Raw genomic sequence first — 25,214 nt, forward strand, 5'->3', positions numbered from 1 at the left:
TCATCCCCGCTGCCAACGATCCGGTACGAGCGGAGTGTTCGCCATGGCGAACGGTCCGCGACCACCGCCGACGCGTCCGCATCCGGGGAGACCGCGCCATGCCGCGCTCACGCTCTGCCGCCACCGCCCGCGCCCTCGACCGACGTTCCCTGCTGGCCGCCGCCGGGGCGGTGTCCCTCTCCGCGGGCATCGGCCTCACGCTGCGCGCCGGCGCCGGCGGGACGGCCTCGGCCGCCGACTCCGCCCGCGGCGGCGCCGGGGCCGTGTCCCGCCGGGCACCCGCCGCGCCCCCGGCCCCCTGCACCGGCGGCACCACCCTGGCCGCCGCCGCGGCACCCCGCCCCGGCACCGGCTACCGCAGGCTCGGCGACGGCCCCGCCTGGCCGCGGGTGGTGCGGTCCGAGCTCGCCGCCCCGGGCGCCCGGCGCGCCGGGCGGCGCACCGCGCTCGCCGCGTTCGTACAGTTCACCGACCTGCATCTGGTCGACGTGCAGCACCCGCTGCGCTACGAGTACCTGCGCGCCGAGACCGGCAGCGCCTGGCGCCCGCAGGAGGCGCTGTCGGTGGCCGGCGCCGTCTCCCTCGTCGAGCGGGTCAACGCGCTGCGCGGGGCCCCCGTCACCGGCTCCCCGCTGCACTTCGTGATGACCACCGGCGACAACACCGACAACAACTCCCGCACGGAACTGGACTGGTTCCTGAAGGTGATGAGCGGCGGCCGCGTCACGCCCAACAGCGGCCACCCCACCCGGTACGAGGGCGTCCAGAACAGCGGTCTGAAGCTGTACTGGCAGCCCGACACGGACCTGCGCGACGCCGACAAGATGCTCGGCTTCCCGCGGCTCGACGGCTTCCTCGACGCGGCGATCCGCGAACTGCGCAGCCCCGGCCTGAACCTGCCCTGGTACTCCACGGTCGGCAACCACGACGCGCTGCCCGGCGGCTGCTACGCCCCCGGCGACTCCTTCTTCGCCGAGTTCGCCGTCGGCGGCAGGAAGCTGATGAGCCTGGACGCGTCCGTGGGCGCCGCGCTGTGGAAGAACGTGCGCAAGGGCGGCGACCCGGGGGGCGAGGCATGGCGGGAGGTGCTGAGGTCCCAGGCCCGGCGGATGCGGTCGGTCACCCCGGACGAGGGCCGGGCCCCCTTCACCCCCGCCGAGTACCTGCGCGCGCACCTCGACCCCGCCCACACCGGTCCGGGCCCCGTCGGCCACGGCTACTCGCAGGCCAACGTCGAGGAGGGCACCCGGTACTACGCGTTCCGCGTCGCCGACGACGTCCTCGGCGTCAGCCTGGACACCACCGACCCCGGCGGCCACTACGAGGGCTCGCTCGGCACCGCCCAGCTGAAGTGGCTGGAGCGCACGCTCGCGGCGGCGGACCGGGACAAGGACCACGTCGTGGTCTTCAGCCACCACACCAGCAGGACGATGCGCAACCTGCGCGAGGACCCGCACCGCCCGGGCGAGCGGCGGCACGGCGGCGACGAGGTGCTCGCCCTGCTCTCCGGCCACCGCTCGGTGCTGGCCTGGGTGAACGGCCACAGCCACAAGAACGAGATCACCCCGCACGCGGCGTCCGGCGACCGCTCCTTCTGGGAGGTCTCCACCGCCTCGCACGTCGACTTCCCGCAGCTCGCCCGCGTCATCGAGATCGTGGACAACCACGACGGCACGGTCTCCCTGTTCACCACACTGATCGAGTCCGCGGCCCCGTACCGCACCGACTTCGCGGACCTCTCCCGGACGGGCCTCGCCGCGCTCTACCGGGAGCTGGCGTTCAACGCGCCGGGCGCCCGCACCACCCTCACCGGCGACCCAGGCGACCGCAACACGGAACTGGTGCTGGAGAAGGGCTAGCCCCACGCGCGGCCGGGGACCGGTCCGCCGCGCGGCCGGAGGCGGGCCCGCCGCACGGCGAAGGGGCGGTCCGCGCCCGCCGGGCCCACCCCGGGCCCGCCGCGCGGTCCGCCCCTTCGCTCCCCTCCTGACCCTCCTGCTTCCCGCCGCCCCGTCCCGGTACCTCGTTACCGGGGGAGCACCACCACGTACGCGGCCGGCTCCCGGTCGCCCGCCGCCATCAGCGCGGTGCGCACCACCGTGGCCTGCTGGTCCAGCGCGTCGCGCAGCTTCTTCGGCGTGAGGTGCACGACGGTGATGCCGAGCCGCTCCAGGTGCTCGCGCTTGCGCGCGTACTCCGACCACACCGCGTCGTCGTCCTCGCGCAGTTCGTGCCGCGGGGCCCTGGTGTCCAGCTCGACCGCCACGGCGTGCTCGGGCCAGTAGGCGTCCAGGCCGCCGAGGTGGGGACCGCCGGGCAGCCGCAGGTCCACGTTCCACACCGGGTCCGGCAGGCCGTGCTCGCGCACCATCCGGTACAGCCGGTCCTCGGCGATGGCCCGGCCCTCGGCCAGCAGCGAGTCGACGGCGTCCACGACGTGCGGGCGGCCGAGCAGCCGGGCCTGCGCCAGCTCGTGCACGACGGCGGCCGGTTCGCAGTGGCCGCCGCGCACCGCCTCCGTCAGCAGGCGGCGCACCGTGCACGCGTCCTCAAGACCGGCCACCGCGTCGGCCAGGGCGCGCGGCACGGGCGCCACCGGCAGGCCCGTGAGCTGCTGGGGGACCGGCATCGAGGAGGTGCGCAGGACGCGCGCGCAGCCGGTGCTGCGCAGCCGGCGCAGCCGCGGCACCAGGACGTCGATCCGGTCCAGGGAGAGCAGCGGGGGAGCGCCCGAGAAGCCGTGCAGGGTGAGCGCGGCCAGACCGGTGATCACGGCGTCGGCGTAGGGCTGGGGGACGTGCGGCTTCCTGGCGCCGGGCTGGGCGGGGACACCGCCGGTCCGCTCCCGCGCCGCCTGGGGGCGCCCCGCGTACAGCAGGACCGCGTGCAGCCGCTCCTCGCTGGTGGCCGGGCCCGGGTGCAGCAGGACGACGCCCGGCAGGATCTGCTGCCAGGCGCCGCCGGGCCGGCACCGCTCGGTGGTCTCGGCGGCGGTGACGCCGCGCCCGCGGAGCTGGGCGGAGGTCAGCACCCGCTGCCGTACGTCGGACAGCCGGCGAAGGGGGTGGGGGGAGAGCGGGGTGTCGTGGTTCATGCCCCGCAATTTCCCGTGCCTGATCGCTCCCGTAACTCGTGTTACACGTTCGTCGACAAAGCCGGACGAGCCCGTCCTAAAGTGCAAGCGTTCGAAAGCCGAAAACCCCTGGTCCGAACGGAGGTTACGGGGCCGATTACCTGCATTCCGTAACGGTTGGCCGCGGACCCGTCCGCGCCCCCGCACCGGACGGCCGCGTGGCCTGTGAGCGCGCTCATGACGGGAGGCGCGCCCTGGCTCAGGGGGCGCGCCTCCGTGTGCGAGCGCCCCGTGGGCGGCGGTCGCGCCGCCCACGGGAAGGCTCACCCGGTCGTCAGCCGGCGGTCGCGTCGCACTCCTGCGCCCGCAGCGCACGGGCCAGGTCGTCGCGGGCCTCCAGGACCAGGCGGCGCAGGGCGGGCGGCGCGTCCGCGTGCGCGGCCAGCCACGCGTCCGTCGCCTCCAGCGTCTCCGGCGAGTCCTGCAGGGACGGGAACAGGCCCCGCACCACGTCCATGCCGATCTGGATGGAGCGCTCCTCCCAGATCCGCGCGATCACGGCGAAGTACTTCGGCACGTACGGCGTGACCAGCTCGCGCTGCGAGGGCTGCGCGAAGCCCGCGATCGTCGCCTCCACCAGCGCGTTCGACAACGCGTCCGACTCCACCACGGCGGCCCACGCCTGCGCCTTGACCGCGGCGGACGGCCGGGCCGCCAGGCACCGCACGTGGTGCCGCTTGCCCGACGCCGTGTCGTCGCGCGCCAGCTCGGCGGCGAGCGCGGACTCGTCGGCGGCGCCGTGCGCGGCCAGCGGTTCGAGCAGCGCCCAGCGCAGCTCCTGGTCCACGTCCAGCCCGTCGATCTTCGCGGTGCCCTGCAGCAGGCCCTGGAGCAGCTGCAGGTCGGCCGCGTCGGAGGCGACCGAGGCGAAGAACCGGGCCCACGTCAGCTGGTGCTGGCTGCCCGGCTCGGCGATCCGCAGCTCGTGCAGCGCGCCCTGGGCCAGCAGCCGCTCGCCCGTCGCGCGCCACAGGGGCGCCGCGTAGTGGACGAGGGCGGTCCGGGCCCAGGCGTGCAGCATCTGCAGCACGCCGATGTCCGTCTCGCGCCCGGCGAACCGCAGCACGAGGTCGAGGAAGTCCCGGGCGGGCATCAGCGCGTCCCGCGTCAGGTTCCACAGCGCCGACCAGCACAGCGCGCGGGCCAGCGGGTCGGTGATCTCGCCGAGCCGCTCGCGCAGCGTGGCCAGCGAGTTCTCGTCGAAGCGGACCTTGCAGTACGTCAGGTCGTCGTCGTTGACCAGCACCAGCTCGGGGGCGTCGGCCCCGGCCAGCTCCGCCACGACCGTGCGCGGTCCGTCGACGTCGACCTCCGCGCGGGCGTAGCGCACGAGCGAGCCGTCGGCGTCCTCGCGCCGGTACAGGCCGACGGCCACGCGGTGCGGCCGCAGCGTCGGGTGGGACTCCGGCGCCTCCTGCACCACGGCCAGCTCGGTGATCCTGCCCTCGGCGTTCAGGATCACCTGCGGGGTCAGCGCGTTGACGCCCGCGGTCTGCAGCCAGGCCCGCGACCAGGCGGTCATGTCGCGGCCGCTGGTCTCGTGCAGCACGGACAGCAGGTCCTCCAGGCGCGTGTTGCCGTACGCGTGCCGCTTGAAGTAGCGCCGGGCGCCCTCCAGGAAGGCGTCCCGCCCGACGTACGCCACGAGCTGCTTGAGCACGGAGGCGCCCTTGGCGTACGTGATCCCGTCGAAGTTGAGCTTGGCGTCCTGCAGGTCGCGGATGTCGGCCGTGACGGGGTGCGTCGAGGGGAGCTGGTCGGCCCGGTACGCCCACGCCTTGCGGTTGTTGGCGAAGGTGGTCCAGCCGTTGTCGAAGCGGGTCGCCTCGACCATGGAGAAGGTCCCCATGAAGTCCGCGAAGGACTCCTTCAGCCACAGGTCGTCCCACCACCGCATGGTGACGAGGTCGCCGAACCACATGTGCGCCATCTCGTGCAGGACGACGTTGGCCCGCCGCTCGTACGACGCGCGCGTGACCCTGCCGCGGAAGATGTACTCCTCCCGGAAGGTCACCATGCCCGGGTTCTCCATCGCGCCGAGGTTGTACTCGGGCACGAACGCCTGGTCGTACTTGCCGAAGGGGTACGGGTAGTCGAAGTGGTCGTGGAAGAAGTCCAGGCCCTGCTTCGTCACCAGGAAGACGTCGTCGGCGTCGAAGTGCCGGGCCAGGCCCTTGCGGCACATCGCGCCCAGCGGGATCTCCAGCCGCGTCCCGTCCTCGAGGACCCGCTCGTAGGTGTCGGTCACGTAGTGGTAGGGGCCGGCGACGACCGCCGTGATGTACGTCGAGATCGGCTTGGTCTCGGCGAACCGCCACACGCCGTCCGCCTGCTCGCCGGCGCCGTTGCTCCACACGGTCCAGCCCTCGGGCGCCCGCACCTCGAAGCGGTAGGGGGCCTTCAGGTCGGGCTGCTCGAAGTTGGCGAAGACGCGGCGGGCGTCCGCCGGCTCGTACTGCGTGTAGAGGTACACCTCGCCGTCCTCGGGGTCGACGAAGCGGTGCATGCCCTCACCCGTGCGGCTGTAGGCGCACTGGGCGTCGACCACCAGCTCGTTCTCCTCCCGCAGGTCCTCCAGGAGGATGCGGGAGCCGTCGAAGACGGCGCCCGGGTCGAGGTCCCGGCCGTTGAGCCGCACGGCGGTGACGCTCGGGGCGAGGAGGTCGGCGAAGGTGCTCGCGCCCGGCTCGGCGCAGCGGAAGCGCAGGGTGGTCACCGAGCGGAAGGTGCGCGGCTCGGCGTCGGTGTCGCCCACGGCGGACCGCAGGTCGAGGGACACCTCGTACCCGTCGACGGAGATCAGGGAGGCCCGTTCGCGGGCCTCGTCGCGGGTCAGATTCTCACCGGGCACGTAACGGCACTCCCTCGTGGCGTGTGGTTCTGGCGGTCTTCGGTCAGGACCGATCCTGCCATGCGCCTCTGACGCCGGACACCCGGGAATGGCACGGACGAGCTGCGGCGTTGAGCATGGGACCGACGACGCGTCGACGACGACCTCATGAGGAGACCCATGTCCGAGCAGACTTCCGGCAAGACCCCTGTCGACTTCTGGTTCGACCCGCTGTGTCCCTGGGCGTGGATGACCTCGCGGTGGGTCCTGGAGGTGGAGAAGGTCCGGGACATCGAGGTCCGCTGGCACATCATGAGCCTCGCGGTGCTGAACGAGCCGAAGCTCGACGAGCTGCCGGAGGAGTACCGCGAGATGCTGTCCACCAAGGCGTGGGCGCCGGTGCGCGTGGTGACCGCGGCCTGGCAGAAGCACGGCGAGTCGGTCCTCGGCCCGCTCTACACCGCCCTCGGCACCCGCTTCCACAACAACGGCGAGGGCCCGACCCGCGAGGCGATCGCGGGCGCCCTGGCGGACGCGGGCCTGCCCGCCGACCTGATCGACTACGCCGACCAGGAGGACTTCGAGTTCGAGGCCGAGCTGCGCGCCTCCCACAAGGAGGGCATCGACAAGGTCGGCCAGGACGTCGGCACCCCGGTCATCGCCGTCCCCGGCGCCGACGGCGAGCAGCTCGCCTTCTTCGGCCCCGTCGTCACCCCCGCCCCCAAGGGCGAGGAGGCCGCCAAGCTCTGGGACGGCACCCTCCTGGTCGCCTCGGTCCCCGGCTTCTACGAGATCAAGCGCACCCGCACGGCGGGCCCGGACTTCAGCAACCTGTAGACCGGTACGGCACACGCCTGCCGCACCAGGGGAGAACCCCCGCGAGTCCTGTCCTTGCGGGGGTTCTCCGTCGTGCCGCCTGCCCGGTGAGCGGTGAGAAGACGATCACGAGGCAGGACGTTCCGGGGGCCGCCGGTCGGGTTCAGGGGGCCGGCAGCAGGGTGTTCGCGCGGGACCTGGCGGCCTCGTAGCGGCGCGCCACGTCCTGCCAGTTCACGACGGCCCACATGGCCTCGACGAAGTCGACCTTCTGGTTCCTGTACTGCAGGTAGAAGGCGTGCTCCCAGGCGTCGAAGACCAGGATCGGGGTCGAGCCCTGGCCGACGTTGCCCTGGTGGTCGTAGACCTGCTCGACGATCAGCCGGCCGCTCAGCGGCTCGTACGCCAGCACGCCCCAGCCGGAGCCCTGGGTGGTCGCGGCGGCCTTGGACAGCTGCGCCTTGAAGCCCGCGAACGAGCCGAAGGACTCGGTGATCGCGTCCGCCAGCTCGCCCACGCCGTCGGCGGCCAGCGGCTCCCCGCCGCCGTCCTTCGGACCGGTCATGTTCTGCCAGTAGATCGAGTGCAGGATGTGGCCGGAGAGGTGGAAGGCCAGGTTCTTCTCCAGGCCGTTGACGGTGCCCCAGGTCCCCTTGTCCCGCGCCTCGGCCAGCTGCTCCAGGGTGTCGTTCGCGCCCTTCACGTACGCCGCGTGGTGCTTGTCGTGGTGCAGCTCGATGATCTCGGGGCTGATCACGGGCGCGAGCGCGGAGTAGTCGTACGGCAGTTCAGGAAGGGTGTAGACGGGCATGCCAGGTCCTCTCCGGCTCCGCTGCTTATTGCGAACAACTTGCAAGTGCACGCTAGCAGCAAGAGAGTGCGCCTGTCCGCCGGACGCGCCCCGGCCCGGCGGACGGGCACGCCCTTCGTCCGGTACGCCGCCGTGCACGCGAAAGGGCCCCCGCGCGAAGCCGTCCTTCGCGCGGGGGCCCTCGTGCGCGGGGCCGTACGGGGTCAGCCCCCGGCGCGCGCCCGCTGCCGGGCGTAGCCGACGGCCGCCAGCACCAGCGTCATCGCGCCCGTCGAGTACAGCTGCACCCGGGTGTCCGGCTCCCGGGCCATCAGGACGAGGACCGTCGCCATGCCCGCGAGGGCCACCCAGGTCAGCGCCGGGAACAGCCACATGCGGACGACCAGCTTCTGCGGGGCCTCCCGCTCCATGCGGCGGCGCAGCCGCAGCTGCGAGACGGCGATGAGGATCCAGACGACCAGGATCACCGCGCCGATCATGTTCAGCAGCCAGGGGAAGACGTCGTCGGGGCGCCAGTAGCTGAGCAGCACGCAGACGAACCCGAGGACGCTGGAGACGAGCACGGCGACGCGCGGGGTGCCGCCCTGGGCCCGGCCGAGCGCCTTCGGCCCCTGACCGCGCTCGACCAGGGAGTACGCGATGCGCGAGGCTCCGTAGATGTTGGCGTTCATGGCCGAGAGCAGGGCCACGAGGACGACCGCGTTCATCAGCTGCGCCGCGCCCGGGATGCCCAGGTGGTCGAGGACGGCGATGTACGGGCCCTTCTCGGCGACCTCCGGGGAGTCCCACGGGACGAGCGTGACGGCGACGGCCATCGAGCCGACGTAGAAGACCGCGATGCGCCACATCGCGGTGCGCACCGCGCGGGCCACGCCGTTCACCGGGTCCGGCGACTCGGCCGCCGCGATCGTCACGGTCTCCAGGCCGCCGTACGCGAAGACCGACGCGAGCAGCCCGGCCACCAGGCCCTCGGCGCCGTGGGGCAGGAAGCCGCCGTCACCGGTGAGGTGGGCGAGGCCGGGGGCGTCCGTGCCGGGCAGGACCCCGGTGACGGCGAGGACGCCGAGCACCAGGAAGAGGGAGATCGCGCCGACCTTCAGAGCCGCGAACCAGAACTCGAACTCGCCGAAGTTCTTCACCGCGGCCAGGTTCGCGCCGCAGAAGACGACCATGAACAGCGCCACCCAGGCCCACTCCGGCGTGCCGGGCAGCCAGCCGGTGACGATCTGTGCGGCGCCGATGCCCTCCAGGCCGACGGCCGTGCACAGCAGCACCCAGAACGACCAGCCGGCGGTGAACCCCGCCCACGGGCCGATCGCCCGCTCGGCGTGCGCGGAGAAGGAGCCCGACGAGGGGTACGCGGCGGACATCTCGCCGAGCATGCGCATCACCAGCGTGACGAGCAGCCCGGACAGGACGTAGGCGAGCACGATCGACGGGCCCGCGGCGGCGATGCCGGCGCCCGAGCCGACGAAGAGGCCCGCGCCGATGACGCCGCCCAGGGCGATCATCGACAGGTGGCGCTGCTTGAGTCCGTGAGAGAGGGAGGCGTCCGCGGCGGGCGCGGCGTCGGTGGGGGTACGGGGCATGGTGCGGGGCCCTTACGTGCGGCTGGGCAAAACGACCCCAGTCTGGTCGTCTCCCCGGCCCGCCCGGGGCGGCCGCCCACGATGTGGACGGACACGATACGGAATGTGCGGGTCCATTCACTTGGACGGGGCCTCCGGCGGGCCTCCGGACGTCCTTCCGGCGAGGCCCCGGTGTCCTTCCGGTGACCCCCGGCCCGTGCCGTTCCGGCGCTCCGGGCCGGGGCGGAGCGTTTGGCGGATCCCTACAGTTGCGTCCCGTACGGCCTCCGGGAGCGGACGACCCCCTGCCAAGTGACCGGTGTCACGCCCTTCCGGGTGTAATCGGCATCCTTTGTAGGGGGCACACCAAGCGTGTACTCCGCGGTTTGTCGGCCGCCGACCGTGATCCGCCGCGGTGCCCTGGGATAGCGTCACCGTGTCCCGATCCGTCCTCCCGCGCTCCCCGGAGCGGGGAACACAGCCGCCGGAGTCCCCATGAGCACTGCCGCCGCCCCGTCCCGCCCCGGCCAGGTCCTCGCCGACCTGCTTCCCTCCCCCAAGCTCTCGGCTTCGCTCGAGCGGGGCGGTGCCCCCACCCGCGTGCGGGACGTCGCGCTCGTGCTCGGCGGTGCCGCGCTCACCGGCGTCGCCGCCCAGATCGCGGTGCCCGTGCCGGGCTCGCCGGTGCCGGTGACCGGCCAGACCTTCGCGGCGCTCCTGGTCGGCACGGCCCTCGGCGCCCGCCGCGGCTTCCTGTCGATCGCCGTGTACGCGCTGGCCGGCGTGGCGGGCATGCCCTGGTTCGCCCAGGGCGGGTCCGGCGCCGCCGCCCCGTCCTTCGGCTACGTCCTCGGCATGCTGCTCGCCGTCACCGTGGTCGGCGCGCTCGCCCGGCGCGGCGCGGACCGCTCGGTGCTGCGGACCGCCGGCACGATGCTGCTCGGCGAGGCCCTCATCTACGCCGTGGGCGTCCCCTACCTCGCCCTCGCCACCGGCATGACGCTCGGCCAGGCCGTCGCCGCGGGCCTGGTGCCCTTCCTCGTCGGCGACGCCCTGAAGGCGGCCCTGGCGATGGGCGCGCTGCCCACCGCGTGGAAGCTCGCCACCCGCCGCGACTGATACGGCCGGGGCGCGCGGCCCGCGCCGCGCCCGGCCCGCCGACGTACGCCCGTGCCGCCGCACCCGACCGAGGGGACGGCGGCGCGGGCGTTTCCGGGCACCGCGGCCGGAGCGGTCCGCTCCGCCCGGGCGCCGTCCCGGGCCGCCGCCCCGGGGACGTGTCCGCGTACGGACATCACGACAGGTCCGGCCCCGTACGACCGGCCCGGCGCCGCGGAGCCGGGCCGGTCGTACGGGGCCGTCCGGGCGTCGTCCCGGCGTTCCGTGTACGGACATCACGACCCGCCCGGCACCGCCCCACGGGCACCCCGGCGTCGCCCGGAACCACCGCCTTCCGCCACGTCACAGTGGTCCGCTCGCCGTGACGGCCCGTCAGACTTCCACCGCGGCGCGCGGTCTCGTGCGCCCTCCCCGACTGTGTTGTCATGGAGGGAGGTTGGGGGTGGGCACGGATGCTTCCTGTCGTGAACCGGTACCGGCTCCTCGAACCCATCGGCCAAGGGGGCATGGGCCGGGTCTGGCGGGCGGCCGACGAACTGCTCGATCGTCCCGTCGCCGTCAAGGAGCTGCGGCTCGACGTCATCGAGTCCGAGGACACCGGAGTGCGCCGCGAGCGGGCGCTGCGCGAGGCCCGGGCGAGCGCCCGCATCGACCATCCCAACGTCGTCCGCGTCTACGACGTGGCGGAGCAGGGCGACCGGCTCTGGATCGTCATGGAGCTGGTCGAGGCGCCCTCCCTCGACCGGACCGTCCGGGACCGGGGCCCGCTCGGCGGCCACGAGACGGCACGGGTCGGGCTCGCGCTCGTCGAGGCGCTGCGCCGGGTCCACCTGGCCGGCGTGCTGCACCGCGACATCAAGCCCGGCAACGTCCTGCTGGAGCCCGGCGGCCGCGTGGTCCTCACCGACTTCGGGATCGCCGCCGTGCAGGACTCCACGGCCCTCACCCGCACCGGCCTCATCGTGGGTTCCCCGGAGTACATGCCCCCGGAGCGCATCGCGGGCCGCGCCCAGGGCCCGCCCTCCGACCTGTGGTCGCTGGGCGCCACCCTGTGCACCGCCCTGACCGGCCACTCGCCCTTCGAGCGCGGCTCCACGCTGGCCACCCTGCACGCGGCGATGTACGAGGACCCCGAGCTGCCGCCCGCGGACCACGCGCTGACGCCCCTGCTGCGCCGGCTGCTGGAGCGGGACCCGGCGGCGCGGCCGGACGCGACGGAGGTGGCCCGCGTCCTGACCGGCGTCCTGGGCCCGGCGCTCCCCTTCCCGTACCAGCTCCAGGCCCTGGCCCAGACCCCGTTCCCGGCCCCGCCCGCCGACCGGTCCGCGGCGCCGGGCCCGTACCCGTCCGTGACGCCGGAGCCGGGGCGGAACGGCGGCCGGCGCACGGCGCAGGGGGACCGCCGGTCCGCCCTGTGGGGGCGCGGCCGGCGGTCCGCGCCGCCCGTCGCGGCGGACGGCGGGGCGCGGACCGCGCCCGGGGGCGGCCGCGCGCCGGCCCCCGCCCCGCGCCTGGACGGCGTCCCGGCCCCCGCCCGGCGCAGGACCGGTCCCACCCGTCCGCCCCGGGCCGCGCGGCGCCCCGGGGCGGACCGGACCGTACGGCGCCCCCGGCCCGACGGCCCCGGACGCGGGTCCGGCGCGCCCGGCCGGCAGGCCCCGGAGTGGCTGCCCCGCCTGCTCACCGTCCTGGTGCTGGTGGTCGCCGCCGCGGTGGCCGCCGTCATGATCGTCACCGCGGTCCGGCCCGGCGGCGAGACCAGGCTCCCCGAGCAGAGCACGCCGCCCACGGTCGCGGGCACCTCGCGCCCGCCGGCCTCCCCGGACGCGACGACGCCCCCGCGGTGAGCCGCGGAGGCGTCGGAGGGGCCGGAGGGCGGGCGGGGGAGAGGTCAGACCCCGGCGTGCCCGGTCCCGGCGCGCTCGCCGCCCGCCGGGTCGTCCGCCGCGCCGGCCACCGGTCCGCCCCTGCGGCGGCGCACCGCCTCCAGGACCAGCGCCAGGCCGACGACGACCGCCGCCACCAGCAGCGACAGCAGCACCGTCGTCCGCCCGTCGTGCTCGGTGTCGGTCAGCATGTAGCCGAGGACGAAGACGATCAGGCCGATCGTGGCCCAGGTCAGGTACGGGTACAGCCACATCCGCACGATCAGCTTCTCGGGCGACTCGCGCTCGACGATCCGGCGCATGCGCAGCTGCGAGGCGCAGATCACCAGCCACACGAACAGGGCCACCGCGCCGGAGGAGTTCACCAGGAAGAGGAAGACCGTGTCCGGGAACTCGTAGTTGAAGAAGACCGCGACGAAGCCGAAGACCACCGACGACAGGATCGCCGTCCGGGGCACGCCGCGTCCGGTGGTGCGGGCGAAGGACTTCGGGGCGTCGCCGCGCTCGCCGAGCGAGAACGCCATGCGCGAGGCCGTGTAGAGGCCGGAGTTGAGGCAGGACAGCACCGAGGTCAGCACGATGAACTTCATGATCTCGCCGGCGTGCGGGATGCCCAGCGAGCTGAGGGCCGCGACGTACGAGCCGTCCTCCTGGATCGCCTTGTCGTCCCAGGGCAGCAGCGTGACGACCACGAGGATCGAGCCGAGGTAGAAGACGCCGATCCGCCAGATGATGCTGTTGGTGGACTTGGTGACCGCGCGCTGCGGGTCCTCCGACTCGCCCGCCGCGAGCGTGGCGATCTCGCTGCCCATGAAGGAGAAGACGACCAGCAGCACGCCGGTGAGGATCGCGCCGGGGCCGTTGGGCAGGAAGCCGCCGTGGTCGGTGAGGTTCGACAGGCCCGCCCGCTCGCTGTCGACGCCGGGCAGGATCCCCAGCACCGCGAGCGCGCCGATCACGATGAACGCGCCGATCGCGACGACCTTGATGCCCGCGAACCAGAACTCGAACTCGCCGTACGAGCCGACGGAGACCAGGTTCGTCGCGGTGAGCACGAGCATGACGATCAGCGCCCAGCCCCACTGCGGGACCGCCGGGATCCAGCTCTCCAGGATGACCGCGCCCGCGGTCGCCTCGATGGCGAGGACGACGACCCAGAAGAACCAGTACAGCCAGCCGATCGAGAAGCCGGCCCAGCGGCCGAGCGCCCGGTCGGCGTGTGCGGAGAACGAGCCCGAGGTCGGGTTGGCCGCGGACATCTCGCCCAGCATCCGCATGACGAGGACGACCATGGCGCCGACGAGGGCGTACGACAGCAGGATGCCGGGTCCGGCGGTGGCGATGCCGGAGCTGGAGCCGACGAAGAGGCCGGCGCCGATCACGCCGCCGATGGCGATCATCGACAGGTGGCGGTTCTTGAGCCCCGCGTGGAGGCCGTCGCCGGAGCGGGGCCCGCCTCCGGGGCCGTCGGCGGCCTTCGAGAGGGTCGGCTGCGAAGTCATGGGCGAAAATCCTTTGCGCCGGGGTACGGAGCCTCGTCCGGGCTCCGGACGAGTCGGTCCAGTGAATCCCAGGCCAATAATTTCGTGAACCTTTGATTCCGGATCGTTATTTGAGGTTTCCTTGAGGTTTCACGGTTTCGTATACGAGTCTTTCGGGCGGGATCGTCCGCTTCCCCCGCACGGGGCCGTCCGCGCTCCTCGGCCGGAACCCCACAGGGCCGATCCGGAACCGGCGTGACACACTCGGAACCATGCGCGTGTACCTCGGCTCCGATCATGCCGGTTACGAACTGAAGAACCACCTCGTCGAGTGGCTGACGGCCGCCGGCCATGAGCCCGTGGACTGCGGGCCCCACGTCTACGACGCCCAGGACGACTACCCGCCCTTCTGCCTGCGCGCCGCGGAGCGCACGGCGGCGGACGCCGGCTCCCTCGGCGTCGTGATCGGCGGCTCGGGCAACGGCGAGCAGATCGCCGCGAACAAGGTGAAGGGCGTCCGCGCGGCCCTCGCCTGGAGCGAGCAGACCGCGGCCCTGGGCCGCGAGCACAACGACGCCAACGTCGTCGCCGTGGGCGCGCGGATGCACACGCGCGAGGAGGCGACGAAGTTCGTGGAGATCTTCGTCAACACCCCCTTCTCCGGCGACCAGCGCCACATCCGCCGCATCGAGATGCTCGCGCGCTACGAGGAGACGGGCGAGCTGCCCCCGATCCCGGCGCACCACCCGCAGCAGGACTGACGGACCGGGGCGCCGCCCGCCCGGAGCGCCGTACGCGGCCGGATGCGCCGCGCCGGTACGCCGCACGCGGACACGGGAAGAGTGCCGCGCCGCCGCGCGAGGCCCCGCGCACACGTGGACGGGACCGGGCACAACACCCGCCACGCGGGCGTTCCGAGTACACAGGGGGCGGGGCCGCGTGTCCCGCCCCCGGTCATGCACCAGCACGTATCAGGAGGTCACGTGCCCGAGGGGCACACCATTCACCGGCTCGCCGAGGACTACCTCGCCTCCTTCGGCGGCCGCGTCGCGCGGGTCACCAGCCCGCAGGGCAAGTTCGCGGACGCCGCCGCCCTCCTGGACGGTACGGCGCTCACCACGGCCGAGGCCCACGGCAAGCACCTCTTCCTGCGCTTCGGGGGCGAGGACTGGGTCCACATCCACCTCGGCCTGTTCGGCAAGGTCCGGTTCGGCCCGGTCCCCGCGCCGCCGGCCGCGGACACCGTCCGGCTGCGCCTGGTGAACGACACCGCGTACGTGGACCTGCGCGGGCCCACCGCCTGCGCCCTGATCACGGACGCGGAGAAGCGGGCGGTGCACGACCGGCTCGGCCCGGACCCGCTGCGCCCGGACGCCGACCCCGACCGGGCCTACGCCCGGATCTCCCGCAGCCGCACCACGATCGCCGCGCTGCTCATGGACCAGAAGGTGATCGCCGGCGTCGGCAACGTCTACCGCGCCGAGGTCCTCTTCCGGCACGGCATCGACCCGTACCGCCCGGGCCGGGAGATCACCCGCGCCGAGTGGGACGCGATGTGGGCGGATCTCGTGGGGCTCATGCGCGAGGGCGTCCGCAACAACCGCATCGACACGGTGCGCCCCGAGCACGAGCCCGAGGCCATGGGCCGTCCGCCCCGCAGGGACGACCACGGCGGCGAGGTGTACGTGTACCGCAGGGCCACCCTGCCCTGCCACATCTGCGGCGGTGAGGTCCGCACCGCCGAACTCGCCGCCCGCAATCTGTTCTGGTGCCCGGGCTGCCAGCGCGCCTGACGCCGCCGGGGCGGCCGGGGAACGGGCCGGAACGGGCCGCTCCGGCCTGCCCGTGACAGCGCCCGCCCGTGACAGCGCCCGCCCGTGACAGCGCCCGCCGGTGCCCGTCACCGGAAGGCCGCCGGCGTCCGCTCTTCCCCGGAAGGCCACCGGCGCCGGCCGCCCGCCCTCAGAACCCGTGCGGCAGCCAGGGCGCCACGGTGGAGGAGAAGCCGAGCGCGGCCTCCGCCAGCGCCCCCTGCCGCAGCTCGCGCACCCGCCCCGCCGCGGCGAGCGAGGTCAGCGACGCCCCGCCGAGGTAGGCGGCCCCCAGCTCCCGTACGGACAGGGACAGGTCGGCCGGGTCGGCGGTCCGCTCGCAGGACGCGCCCTTGGCGTCGCCGGTGAGCCGCCAGCGGCCCTCGTTCCAGGGGCAGAAGGCGTCCTGGACCTCGAACACGACGTCCACGGGCGCCTGGTACGTCCGCGCCTCCAGCGCCGCGCCGACGTCCACGAGCCGCACGTGCAGCGAGTCCCGCACCCCCACCTGGCAGCGCCGGATGTCGGACACGAGGTGCTGCCAGGCGTCGTCGACGGGCCGGTTGTACGTCTCCACCGCCGAGGTCAGGTCGATGTCGAACAGCATGCGCCACAGCGCCGCGTACGCCGCCGGGTCCAGCGCCTCCAGGTCGCGCAGCGCGATCGTGCCCTTCGCCCCCGACTCGTCCCACTCCGGCCGGTTGAAGTAGCGGGCGTAGCCGACCACCTCACCGTCGCGCTCGGCGAGCACGCACTGCAGCGGAGAGGAGCCCTTGCGCGCGCTCTCCGGGTCCAGGACCGGCAGCCGCTCCCAGCCGGGCCGCCGGACGAGCATGCCGGGCCGCCCCGGCACCAGCCGCGCGTACACCGCCTCGCACGCGTCCCGCACCCCGGGCGCGCCCGGCTCGGCGAACCGCAGCCGTACGTCGTCCGTGCCCTGCGGCACCGCCAGGCTCACCCGGGCCGTGTCGATCCGCGCGTGCAGCTGCTGGGTCGCGATGCCGTAGCCGAACCGGCCGTAGATGGCCGGCTCGGACGCCGTGAGCACCGCCAGCGGCTCGCCCCAGGACCGCACGTCGTCCAGCTGCCGCCGCATCATCGAGCGCAGGACGCCGCGCCGCCGGTGGGTCGCCGCGACGCTCACCATCGTGACGCCCGCCGCCGGCACCGCCGCGCCGCCGGGCACCGACAGCCGGAACGTGAACGCCCCCGCGGTCCCCACGCACTCGTCCCCGTCCCACACGCCGAGGGAGCGTCCGTGCTCGGTGAGCTCCTGCCACAGCGCGCGCTCCTCGGGCGCCTCGGCCACCCCGCCGAAGGCGAGTTCCAGCCGTGCGTACCAGTGGTCGAACTCCGCGGGCTCCAGGACGCGCAACTCAGTCGTCATACGGCCATGCCTACCAGGGCGATCCGGGATGAGCGAGGGGATTTCTCCCGGTCGTGCCCCCCGTCCGCCGAACCTCGGTCATCCTGTGACTCGGGACCTCGGACGGGGGACAAGTGGGACCTCCCGTGCCAAGGTCCTGGTCCGATGGATAGGGTCCCGAATCAATGGCAGCAGGACGACAGCGGCGCGCGGAGGCCGACACGTTCACGGCCCGGTTGAAGAAGCAGGTACACCGGGTCCGCACCGGCCTGCGCAGAAGCGCCGTGGACTACTTCCGCGGCGACGGTCCGGACTGGGTCGCCCTGGCCGGACTGCTGCTGACGATCCCGGTCATCACCGCCCTGACCCTGGCCAACTCGGTGTGGTGCGCCCCGGCCGCCCTGGTCCTGCCGATCGTGGCGGGCGGCCTGCTGCTGCGCCCGTCGAGCCTGCTCGGCCTGTACGCGGCCGCGGCCACGGCGCTGATCGTGGAGTCCGTCGCGCTGGGCCCGTACACGGAGGGGCCGTCCCGGGTGACGCCCGGCGTGGTCCTCGTGGTGGCCGCGGGCGGCTTCTTCGGCCTGCTGATCGCCCAGTTCCGCAGCCGGGTCGGCGTGCCCTGGCGGCGCGGCGGAACGATGCTCTTCGACCTGCGCGAGCGCATCCGTGTCCAGAGCAAGCTGCCCCCTCTGCCGACGGGCTGGCACCACGAGATGGCGCTGCGCCCGGCCGGCGGCCAGTCCTTCTCCGGCGACTTCGTGGTCGCCGCCCGGACGAACGGCGGCCGCACCCTGGAGGTCGTCCTCACCGACGTCTCCGGCAAGGGCATGGACGCGGGCTCCCGCGCCCTGCTGCTGTCCGGCGCCTTCGGCGGCCTGCTCGGCTCGCTCCCGCCGCACGCCTTCCTGCCGGCGGCCAACGGCTACCTGCTGCGCCAGGACTGGGACGAGGGCTTCGCGACCTCGATCCACCTGGTCCTCGACCTGGACTCGGGCGACTACGAGCTCTTCTCGGCCGGGCACCCGCCGGGCCTCCAGCTCAGCGCGGGCAGCGGCCGCTGGGAGCAGAAGTCGGCCGAGGGCCCGCTCCTCGGGGTGTACGACGGCGCGCAGTTCGACCCGGTCAAGGGCTCGCTGCGCCCCGGCGACGTGCTGATGCTGTTCACGGACGGCCTGGTCGAGACCTCCGACCGGGACATCGCCGAGGGCATGGACCGGCTCACCGGCGAGGCCGACCGCTACGTGGCGGGCGGCTTCCACGGCGCGGCCTGGCACCTCATCGAGGCGGTCGCCAAGGACGTGAACGACGACCGCGCGCTGCTGCTGATCTGCCGCGAGGGCTGAGACGGGCCCCCGGGGCGGCCGGAAGCCCCAGGACCGCCCCGGTCTCGCGTCCCGCCGCCCCGGCTTCACGTCCCGCCGTCCCGGCCCCACGTCCGTGAGCGGAACCGGGGCGGCCCCGCCGCGGTGCGTGCGGCGGGGCCCCGGTCCGTCGTGGCGCCGTCCCCGCACCCCTACGCGGGGACCTGCTCCCGGGGCGACATCGTGCCGCCCCCGGTCCCGTCGCCGCCGCGCGGCCCCGTCGTCCACGAGGGCAGGACGCGCGCCAGCCGGTGCGAGCGGCCCGCGGCCAGCGGCCCCAGCACCGCCAGCAGCAGGACGTATCCGGCGATGAACGGCGACAGCCGCTCGTCCAGTCCTGCCGCCGCCGCCATGGTGGCGAGGATCAGCGCGAACTCGCCGCGGGCCAGCAGCGTCGTGGAGATGTTGGCCGCCGGGCCGGGCCCGAAGGAGTAGATCCGGGCGGCGCCGAGACCCGCGAGCACGTTCATGGCGAGGGTCAGCGCCACCGCCAGCAGGACCGGCACCCACACCGTCGGCAGGTCGCCGGGGTCGATGGAGAGGCCGAACGCGAAGAAGAAGATCGCGCCGAAGGCGTCCCGCAGCGGGTGCACCAGCTTGAGTATCCGCTCGCCGGACGCGGTGCTGCCGAGCATCAGGCCGACCATGAACGCGCCGATGGCGTCCGCGACCCCGAACCACTCCGAGACCCCCGCGACGAACACGGCCGCGCCCAGGAAGGAGATGACGAGCAGCTCGTCGTCCCGGGTGTGGAAGAGCCGGCTCACCACGCGCGTGCCGAACCGGGCGGCCAGCGCGAGCAGCAGCAGGAAACCGAAGGCCTTGCCGCCGTCCAGCACCGCCGAGGAGAGCGAGTCCGCCCCGGACAGGATGGGCTGCAGCGCGGCCAGGTACAGCGCGAGGAACACGTCCTCGACGACGATGATGCCGAGGATCGGCCGGGTCTCCGGATTGCCCAGGCGGCCGGTGTCGACGAGCACCTTCGTGACGATCGCGGACGACGAGATGCCGAGCACCCCGGCGAGGACCAGCGCCTCGGAGGTGCCCCAGCCGAGGGCGAATCCGAAGCCCAGGCCGGCGCCGACGTTCAGCGTCAGGTAGAGGCCGCCGGCGAGGGCCATGCGCCGGCCGCCCGCCTTGAGGTCGTCCAGATGGAACTCGAGCCCGAGGTAGAAGAGCAGCAGAACGAGGCCCAGCGCGGAGAGCATCTCCAGGTCGTGCGGGTCGTGGACGATGACCACGCCGGGCGTGTGCGGGCCGAGCAGGATGCCGGCCAGGATGAACAGGGGGATCGTCGGGAGTCCGATGCGTCCGCCGAGGCGGGCGAGGACGGCGGCGGCGAGAAAGGCGCCGCCCATGGCGATGAGGGTGTCCGCGTGTCCGATGGGCCGTTCCTCCTTCGGAAATGGGGGTGCGGTCGGTCGGGCAGATGCGCTCTCAGTCAAGAAAAGGTCAAGAAAGCGTCAATACTTAGCTTACCAAACGGCTTCGTGGGGGGATGTGCCGGTTTCCTCGCGAGGGCGGCCCGAACAGCGGAAGAGGGCGGGGCGGCGCGCGCCGGAGCCGGTGCGCGGAGCGTGGAGCGTCGTGGAGGACGGAGAACGGATGGCGGGGAACGGGACGGAGCGCGGAGCGGCGGGCGGCGGGACGCTGGCCCTCGCGGAGGTCGAGGCCCTGGCGCGTCGGGCGCACGCCGCGCAGACCGACAAGGCCGGGCGCCCGTACGCCGAACACCTGCGGGCCGTGGCCGACGGCGTGCGCGCCCGCGGGGGCGACGAGGAGCAGATCGCGGCGGCCTGGCTGCACGACGCGGTCGAGGACGACGCGCTGTCCGAGGAGTGGCTGCGCGAGGCCGCGCTGACCTCGCGCACCAAGGCCATCGTGCTGGCCCTCACCAAACGCGCCGGGGAGCCGCCGGAGGCGTACGCGCGCCGCGTCCTGGAGACCGAGGGAGCGCTCCTGGTCAAGGAGGCCGACCTGGCGCACAACGCGGACCCGGCCCGCCTCGCGGTGCTCGACGGCCCGACGCGCGCCCGCCTGACCCGCAAGTACGCGACCATGCGCGCGCTCCTGGGTCTCGCCTGAGGCGGCCCGCCGCCGCGCGGGGCAGGGGAGAGCAGGGAAAGGGAACGGGGCCCACTGCATGTGGGCCCCGTGGGGCGGACGGACGGGGTGAGGCGGGGCTAGACGGCCGTCGGGCCCTTCGCCCCGACGCGCTCGCGGGCCGGATCGGCCGCGTCCCGCTTGAAGGCCCACTCCATCCTCGGCTCCATCGCGAAGCGGAAGACGCGCTGCACGGGAGGTGTGCACAACGCGGTGACCAGCGCCGCGGCGAGGAGCGTGACGAGGACCTCGCCGAGCGGCCGGTGCAGCCACGCGGGCTCGTACCAGTCCCAGAAGCGGGAGCCCTTGATCAGGAAGCCGTGCAGCAGGTAGCCGTACAGCGTGCCCGCGCCCAGCACCGTGAACCACGTCGTGCGGCCCGGCACCCACGCGAAGAAGCAGGCGGTCAGGACCATCGAGCAGCCGAAGAGGGCGAGCGTCATCACGACGCCGGCCCACCACGGGGCGCCCAGCTCCTGCGCGCTGTCGCGGTGGTAGAACCACGCGGAGTTCATGCGCGGCGCGGCCCAGTACGCCAGGGCGAGGGCGGCCGCGAACACCGGCACCGACAGGACGCGCGCCGCACGGCGCCGCACCTGCCGGAAGTGCTCGGGCCTCATGCACAGGCCGGCGACGAAGAAGGGCAGGAACTGCAGCACCCGCTGGAGGTCCAGGTCGTCGCCGATGTCGGGGGAGACGGAGGCGAGGACGGCGACCGCGAGGGCGATCGGCAGCGGCCACCGCACGGTCCGCCACAGCGGGGTGGTCAGCCGCCACACGAAGAGCGCGACCAGGAACCAGGTGAGGTACCAGGGGTCGAGCAGGCTGACCGGGTGGGCCGGGTCGTCGTCGGCCCACCGCTTGAAGAGCGAGTACGCGGTCTCGAACACGATGTACGGCACGGCGACGCCGGTCACGAGCCGTCGGATCCGCTTCGGGCTGCCGTCGAAGCCGCGTGAGAAGTAGCCGGAGATGACGATGAAGGCCGGCATGTGGAACGTGTAGACGACCATGTACAGCGCTTCCGCCGTACGGCTCTGATCGGTCAGCGGTTCCCAGACGTGGCCCACGGCGACCAGCACGATCGCGAGGTACTTGGCGTTGTCGAAGAACGCGTCGCGCTGTCCGGCGGGGCGTGCGCCGGGCACGCGGGCGGGGGCGGTGCCCGCGGGAGCGCCGGTGCCCGGGCGGGGGCTCGGCACTCCGTCCGCCGGGAGCGGTGCCGGCGGAGCTTCGGTACGGGGGTGCGGTCGGAGCGAGTTGGTCACAGGCGGGCCTCCCACCGGGCACTGGGGGAGACGCTCCGCGGCCTCACTGCGCGTGGGGGGGACGAAGCAGTGTGGAACATTCGAGGCACCCTAGCGTCGGCGGCGGGATTTCGTAAAACCCCTGACGCGTATCGCGCGTATCGCGTCCGGCCGCTTCGGATTTCGCCAAGTCCGCATGTCGGCAGTCGTATGGCCCGACCGGGCCGCCTGGGGTGTTCTGTCCGTGTTCATCACTACTAAGTAGTGCATAACGGCCGGGGGTGACTCCGGGGGAATGTCCGGATGCCCGACGAAGGACGGTCGTTCCACGGCTTCTTCCGGTCGGCTGTGCCGATAATTCGAATTACCTGCGAACAGGGTGTGTGGGTAAGGAAACGATCATTCCGAATTCCGCGTCCGGGTGCGTTCCCGAATTGCCGCGCGGGACACGGCCGTTCACGCCGCGCCGCGGTCGCGGAAGCGCAGGTCCCGCATGTGCGTGGCCGACGATGCCTCACCTGCCGCATACCCGGGCCCCGTTGGTGGCACGATGGTTCTGGCGGGGGTGTGCGGGGTCGCATCCCCGGGCCGGGAGAGCGGACCGACCGTAGGGTGTGATCAGTTGTGGCCATTTCGCTGTCAGTTGTGCTGCTGTTGGCGATCATCCTGATCGTGTTGATCCGAGGAGGGTCCCTCAAGGGTGGTCCGGCGATCGTCGCGATCCTCTTCGGCTTCTTCCTCGCCTCGACCGGCATCGCGCCCTCGATCAACAGGTTCCTGAACTCGATAGCGGAAACGATCAACTCCATCAGCTTCTGAGGAACCGGCCCGCTCCCGGTGACGACGGACCGGCCGGCGGCGCTCCCGGCGGACGGCCGCCCGGCGAGGACATGACGGACACCGCACCACCCGGCGAGGAGCCCCGCGGCCCCGCGCCGGGCCACACGCGCGCGCAGGGACCGTACGGCCTGTGCGATGCGCCCGCCCGCCGCTCCCGTGCGCGCGGCCGTCCCGTGCGCGTACGCGGGCCCGAGAGCCGGCCGACCGCGGAAACGGCCCGGGGCCGGACCGGAGGGTGAAACCTCCGGTCCGGCCCCGGGCCGTACAGAGCGGGCGACGGGAATCGAACCCGCGTAGCTAGTTTGGAAGACTAGGGCTCTACCATTGAGCTACGCCCGCAAAGGGGATGCCGCCGGACATCGTGATCGCGAACTGTGATCGCGAACGGGGCACGGGAGCATCGTAGCGGGTCGTCCCCCTCCGCCGCACACCCCTTCCGACGGATCGGCCTGCCGCCCGCTGTTGCGAGGGCCGCACAGTCCCCGGGCATGTACCCTACGTGTCGCACCGTACGGGGTGTGGCGCAGCTTGGTAGCGCGTCCGCTTTGGGAGCGGAAGGCCGTGGGTTCAAATCCCGCCACCCCGACCACGCCGGCCCCGCCGGGCGGCCCGGCAGCCCGGACTCGCCTTTGGGTGCGTGTACCGCCTGCGGTTACTATGCAGACTGCGCGCCCGTGTGTCTGCACTTCCACGTCTCTCAAGGGCCGCGAAGCCGCTGAGGCCCTGCCCGACCCGGGCAGCGGCAGCCGGCGGATACCCAAGAAGTCAGCCACAAGGAGACCGAACCGTGAAGAGCGCCGTGGAGAACCTGAACCCGACCCGGGTTCGGCTCACTGTCGAGGTGCCCTTCGAGGAGCTCAAGGACAGCCTCGACGCGGCGTACAAGAAGATCAACCAGCAGGTCACGGTGAAGGGCTTCCGCAAGGGCAAGATCCCTGCCCGCGTCATCGACCAGCGGTTCGGCCGCGGTGCGGTCCTGGAGGAGGCGGTCAACGACGCGCTTCCGAAGCTCTACACCGATGCGGTGAACGAGGCCGAGCTCAACGTCCTGGGCCAGCCCGAGGTCGACATCACCGAGCTGAAGGACGGCGAGACGCTGAACTTCACCGCCGAGGTCGACGTCCGCCCGGCCATCGAGATCCCGGACTTCTCCGGCATCGAGGTCGAGGTCGACGCCGTCGAGGTGACCGACGAGGACGTCGACAAGGCCGTCTCCGACCTGCGCGAGCGCTTCGCCTCCACCACTCCGGTCGAGCGCGCCGCCGAGGACGGCGACGTCGTCACGATCGACCTGGAGGCCAAGGTCGAGGGCGAGGTCCTGGAGGACGGCATCGCCAACGGCGTCTCCTACACCATCGGCTCCGGTGAGCTGCTGGACGGCATCGACGACGCCGTGAAGGGCCTGGAGGCCGGTGGCGAGGCCACCTTCGCCTCCGAGCTCAAGGGCGGCTCGGCGGCCGGCAAGGAGGCCGAGGTCACCGTCAAGGTCACCCAGGTCGCCGCGCGCGAGCTGCCCGAGCTGGACGACGAGTTCGCCCAGCTGGCGTCCGAGTTCGACACCCTGGAGGAGCTGCGCGCCGACAGCCGCAAGCGCCTCGAGAACATGAAGCAGTACGACCAGGCCACGCAGGCCCAGGAGCGCGTCCTGGAGAAGCTGCTGGAGCTCGTCGAGGTGCCCGTCCCCGAGAAGCTGCTCGAGGACGAGATCAACACCCGCAAGCACAACCTGGAGCACCACCAGCTCGGCCAGATGGGCCTGACCCTCGACAAGTACCTGGAGATCCAGGGCAAGACCGCCGAGGAGTTCGAGACCGAGACCCGCGAGGCCGCGGTCAAGGGCATCAAGACCCAGTTCGTCCTCGACGAGCTGGTCAACAAGGAGAAGCTGAACGTCAACCAGGAGGAGCTCACCGAGCACCTCATGCGGCGCGCCGCCTCCTCCGGCATGTCCCCCGACCAGTTCGCCCAGGCGGTCGTCGAGGGCGGCCAGGTCCCGATGCTCGTCGGCGAGGTCGCCCGCGGCAAGGCGCTGGCCCTGGTCGTCGAGGCCGCCACGGTCAAGGACACGAACGGCGAGGTCGTGGACCTCGACGACGAGGACGAGACCGAGGCCGAGTCCGGTGAGGCCACCGAGGCCGCCGCCGAGACGGCCGAGGAGAAGGCCGAGGAGAAGCCCGAGGCGTGACGACGGGCGGCTCAGGCCGCACCGTCATGGGCCCCGGGACGCGTCAGCGCCCGGGGCCCGACGCGTACCGGGGGCTGCCCGACGCGTACCGGGAGCCGGACGTGCGCGGAGGCCGGTCGGCGGCCCGTCCGCATCCGGCTCGCCCGGCGGCCGGCCCGCCCCCGGGGCGCGCGGCCGTTCCGTCCGCGCCGCTCGCCCGCACGGTCACCCGGTCGGCCGGGCGCCCGCGCCGGTCCCGGCCCGCGCCGGTCCCGGCCCGCGCCGGGTCCGTCCGCGGCGGTGCCGTGCCGGCGACCCGCGCGGCACCGGCGGACGGGGGAGTCGGGGCGCCGCCCGGTGACGCCGTGCACCAGATGTGCGCCGGGTGCGTGCCGGGTGTGCCCCGCACGGCCCACCGCCCCACCCGGATGGCCCCCGGAGTGCCGCCCCTTCCGGACGCGCGCGTCCGGGGCGCGGGTGCGGCCGGTGGCCCGGGGAGGCCGTGCGCGGCGGCGGGCGCAAGGTCCCCAAGTGCCTCGGCGCCGTTCGGCCGAGCGTGGCGACCTGCGCTCACAGCGAACAGTCCGGGAACCGGGATGGCACCCGCCTGCCTGCGCGTTAGGGTCCATGAATACGAGGGCAGGGGAGTCCCCGAAGCCGCCCGAGGCGGCGCGCGCC

General features: G+C 73.5%; 18 protein-coding genes and 2 tRNA genes. 11 read left to right on the top strand and 9 right to left on the bottom strand.

Annotated elements, in window-relative coordinates:
• Positions 1 to 98: 98 nt before the first annotated feature.
• Entirely contained in the window at positions 99 to 1,859 is a 1,761-nt protein-coding gene (locus IE271_RS00155; RefSeq protein WP_190188014.1) for a TIGR03767 family metallophosphoesterase, read from the top strand.
• 167 nt (positions 1,860 to 2,026) lie between these two features.
• Here IE271_RS00155 and IE271_RS00160 read toward each other — a convergent pair whose 3' ends face one another.
• Together IE271_RS00160 and pepN are read right to left on the bottom strand one after the other, a co-directional pair.
• Positions 2,027 to 3,094, bottom strand: a complete 1,068-nt coding sequence (locus IE271_RS00160) for a hypothetical protein (protein ID WP_190188015.1) — start codon at positions 3,092 to 3,094, stop codon at positions 2,027 to 2,029.
• Between the two features lie 313 nt (positions 3,095 to 3,407).
• On the bottom strand, positions 3,408 to 5,984 hold the full coding sequence (gene pepN, locus IE271_RS00165; RefSeq protein ID WP_190188016.1) for an aminopeptidase N: 2,577 nt from the start codon (positions 5,982 to 5,984) through the stop codon (positions 3,408 to 3,410).
• Positions 5,985 to 6,143: 159 nt separating this feature from the next.
• On the opposite strand from pepN, the gene IE271_RS00170 reads away from it, so the two are divergent.
• Positions 6,144 to 6,800 (top strand): mycothiol-dependent nitroreductase Rv2466c family protein, encoded by a 657-nt coding sequence (locus IE271_RS00170; protein WP_190188017.1) that lies wholly within the window; start codon positions 6,144 to 6,146, stop codon positions 6,798 to 6,800.
• A 142-nt stretch (positions 6,801 to 6,942) separates the two neighbouring features.
• Here IE271_RS00170 and IE271_RS00175 read toward each other — a convergent pair whose 3' ends face one another.
• Together IE271_RS00175 and IE271_RS00180 are read right to left on the bottom strand one after the other, a co-directional pair.
• On the bottom strand, positions 6,943 to 7,590 hold the full coding sequence (locus IE271_RS00175) for a superoxide dismutase (RefSeq protein ID WP_190188018.1): 648 nt from the start codon (positions 7,588 to 7,590) through the stop codon (positions 6,943 to 6,945).
• A 203-nt stretch (positions 7,591 to 7,793) separates the two neighbouring features.
• Positions 7,794 to 9,179, bottom strand: coding sequence for an amino acid permease (locus IE271_RS00180; RefSeq protein WP_190188019.1), 1,386 nt, complete (start codon positions 9,177 to 9,179; stop codon positions 7,794 to 7,796).
• Positions 9,180 to 9,653: 474 nt separating this feature from the next.
• Here IE271_RS00180 and IE271_RS00185 point away from each other — a divergent pair, with 474 nt between their 5' ends.
• Together IE271_RS00185 and IE271_RS00190 are read left to right on the top strand one after the other, a co-directional pair.
• Positions 9,654 to 10,277, top strand: coding sequence for a biotin transporter BioY (locus tag IE271_RS00185; protein WP_190188020.1), 624 nt, complete (start codon positions 9,654 to 9,656; stop codon positions 10,275 to 10,277).
• Between the two features lie 464 nt (positions 10,278 to 10,741).
• Positions 10,742 to 12,124 (top strand): serine/threonine-protein kinase, encoded by a 1,383-nt coding sequence (locus IE271_RS00190; RefSeq protein ID WP_229919058.1) that lies wholly within the window; start codon positions 10,742 to 10,744, stop codon positions 12,122 to 12,124.
• Positions 12,125 to 12,168: 44 nt separating this feature from the next.
• Here the strand turns inward: IE271_RS00190 and IE271_RS00195 are convergent, their stop codons facing one another.
• Positions 12,169 to 13,665, bottom strand: coding sequence for an amino acid permease (locus tag IE271_RS00195; RefSeq protein WP_190188022.1), 1,497 nt, complete (start codon positions 13,663 to 13,665; stop codon positions 12,169 to 12,171).
• A 251-nt stretch (positions 13,666 to 13,916) separates the two neighbouring features.
• Here IE271_RS00195 and IE271_RS00200 point away from each other — a divergent pair, with 251 nt between their 5' ends.
• Positions 13,917 to 14,405, top strand: coding sequence for a ribose-5-phosphate isomerase (locus IE271_RS00200; RefSeq protein ID WP_190188023.1), 489 nt, complete (start codon positions 13,917 to 13,919; stop codon positions 14,403 to 14,405).
• 222 nt (positions 14,406 to 14,627) lie between these two features.
• Positions 14,628 to 15,437, top strand: coding sequence for an Fpg/Nei family DNA glycosylase (locus tag IE271_RS00205; protein WP_190188024.1), 810 nt, complete (start codon positions 14,628 to 14,630; stop codon positions 15,435 to 15,437).
• Between the two features lie 169 nt (positions 15,438 to 15,606).
• Here the strand turns inward: IE271_RS00205 and IE271_RS00210 are convergent, their stop codons facing one another.
• On the bottom strand, positions 15,607 to 16,842 hold the full coding sequence (locus IE271_RS00210) for a GNAT family N-acetyltransferase (RefSeq protein ID WP_190188025.1): 1,236 nt from the start codon (positions 16,840 to 16,842) through the stop codon (positions 15,607 to 15,609).
• A 164-nt stretch (positions 16,843 to 17,006) separates the two neighbouring features.
• Between IE271_RS00210 and IE271_RS00215 the strand changes: the two genes are divergently transcribed.
• Positions 17,007 to 18,164, top strand: coding sequence for a PP2C family protein-serine/threonine phosphatase (locus IE271_RS00215; protein WP_190188026.1), 1,158 nt, complete (start codon positions 17,007 to 17,009; stop codon positions 18,162 to 18,164).
• A gap of 170 nt (positions 18,165 to 18,334) precedes the next feature.
• Here IE271_RS00215 and IE271_RS00220 read toward each other — a convergent pair whose 3' ends face one another.
• A complete protein-coding gene (locus IE271_RS00220; protein ID WP_229919059.1) occupies positions 18,335 to 19,540 on the bottom strand; it encodes a cation:proton antiporter in 1,206 nt (401 codons plus the stop codon).
• A 247-nt stretch (positions 19,541 to 19,787) separates the two neighbouring features.
• Here IE271_RS00220 and IE271_RS00225 point away from each other — a divergent pair, with 247 nt between their 5' ends.
• Positions 19,788 to 20,267, top strand: a complete 480-nt coding sequence (locus tag IE271_RS00225; protein WP_190188027.1) for an HD domain-containing protein — start codon at positions 19,788 to 19,790, stop codon at positions 20,265 to 20,267.
• A 98-nt stretch (positions 20,268 to 20,365) separates the two neighbouring features.
• Here the strand turns inward: IE271_RS00225 and IE271_RS00230 are convergent, their stop codons facing one another.
• Complete coding sequence (locus tag IE271_RS00230) at positions 20,366 to 21,553, bottom strand: acyltransferase family protein (RefSeq protein ID WP_190188028.1); 1,188 nt, start codon at positions 21,551 to 21,553, stop codon at positions 20,366 to 20,368.
• Between the two features lie 603 nt (positions 21,554 to 22,156).
• Here IE271_RS00230 and IE271_RS00235 point away from each other — a divergent pair.
• Positions 22,157 to 22,351 (top strand): hypothetical protein, encoded by a 195-nt coding sequence (locus IE271_RS00235; protein ID WP_190188029.1) that lies wholly within the window; start codon positions 22,157 to 22,159, stop codon positions 22,349 to 22,351.
• A gap of 289 nt (positions 22,352 to 22,640) precedes the next feature.
• On the opposite strand, the gene IE271_RS00240 is transcribed toward IE271_RS00235, so the two are convergent.
• Positions 22,641 to 22,711 (bottom strand) — tRNA-Gly (locus tag IE271_RS00240).
• A 173-nt stretch (positions 22,712 to 22,884) separates the two neighbouring features.
• Here IE271_RS00240 and IE271_RS00245 point away from each other — a divergent pair.
• Positions 22,885 to 22,961 (top strand) — tRNA-Pro (locus IE271_RS00245).
• 198 nt (positions 22,962 to 23,159) lie between these two features.
• The gene (gene tig, locus IE271_RS00250) at positions 23,160 to 24,557 is read left to right on the top strand and encodes a trigger factor (protein WP_190188030.1); all 1,398 of its coding nucleotides are present in this window, start codon (positions 23,160 to 23,162) and stop codon (positions 24,555 to 24,557) included.
• Positions 24,558 to 25,214: the final 657 nt, after the last annotated feature.

Origin of the sequence: Streptomyces minutiscleroticus (assembly GCF_014650875.1) — a bacterium.
Taxonomy (GTDB): Bacteria; Actinomycetota; Actinomycetes; order Streptomycetales; family Streptomycetaceae; genus Streptomyces; species Streptomyces minutiscleroticus.

What these genes read in the sequence shown, in the direction of transcription:
- IE271_RS00155 (WP_190188014.1), top strand. Translation starts at nt 99, where the DNA reads ATGCCGCGCTCACGCTCTGCCGCCACCGCCCGCGCCCTCGACCGACGT.
- IE271_RS00160 (WP_190188015.1), bottom strand. Translation starts at nt 3,094, where the DNA reads ATGAACCACGACACCCCGCTCTCCCCCCACCCCCTTCGCCGGCTGTCC.
- IE271_RS00170 (WP_190188017.1), top strand. Translation starts at nt 6,144, where the DNA reads ATGTCCGAGCAGACTTCCGGCAAGACCCCTGTCGACTTCTGGTTCGAC.
- IE271_RS00175 (WP_190188018.1), bottom strand. Translation starts at nt 7,590, where the DNA reads ATGCCCGTCTACACCCTTCCTGAACTGCCGTACGACTACTCCGCGCTC.
- IE271_RS00180 (WP_190188019.1), bottom strand. Translation starts at nt 9,179, where the DNA reads ATGCCCCGTACCCCCACCGACGCCGCGCCCGCCGCGGACGCCTCCCTC.
- IE271_RS00185 (WP_190188020.1), top strand. Translation starts at nt 9,654, where the DNA reads ATGAGCACTGCCGCCGCCCCGTCCCGCCCCGGCCAGGTCCTCGCCGAC.
- IE271_RS00195 (WP_190188022.1), bottom strand. Translation starts at nt 13,665, where the DNA reads ATGACTTCGCAGCCGACCCTCTCGAAGGCCGCCGACGGCCCCGGAGGC.
- IE271_RS00200 (WP_190188023.1), top strand. Translation starts at nt 13,917, where the DNA reads ATGCGCGTGTACCTCGGCTCCGATCATGCCGGTTACGAACTGAAGAAC.
- IE271_RS00210 (WP_190188025.1), bottom strand. Translation starts at nt 16,842, where the DNA reads ATGACGACTGAGTTGCGCGTCCTGGAGCCCGCGGAGTTCGACCACTGG.
- IE271_RS00215 (WP_190188026.1), top strand. Translation starts at nt 17,007, where the DNA reads ATGGCAGCAGGACGACAGCGGCGCGCGGAGGCCGACACGTTCACGGCC.
- IE271_RS00220 (WP_229919059.1), bottom strand. Translation starts at nt 19,540, where the DNA reads ATGGGCGGCGCCTTTCTCGCCGCCGCCGTCCTCGCCCGCCTCGGCGGA.
- IE271_RS00225 (WP_190188027.1), top strand. Translation starts at nt 19,788, where the DNA reads ATGGCGGGGAACGGGACGGAGCGCGGAGCGGCGGGCGGCGGGACGCTG.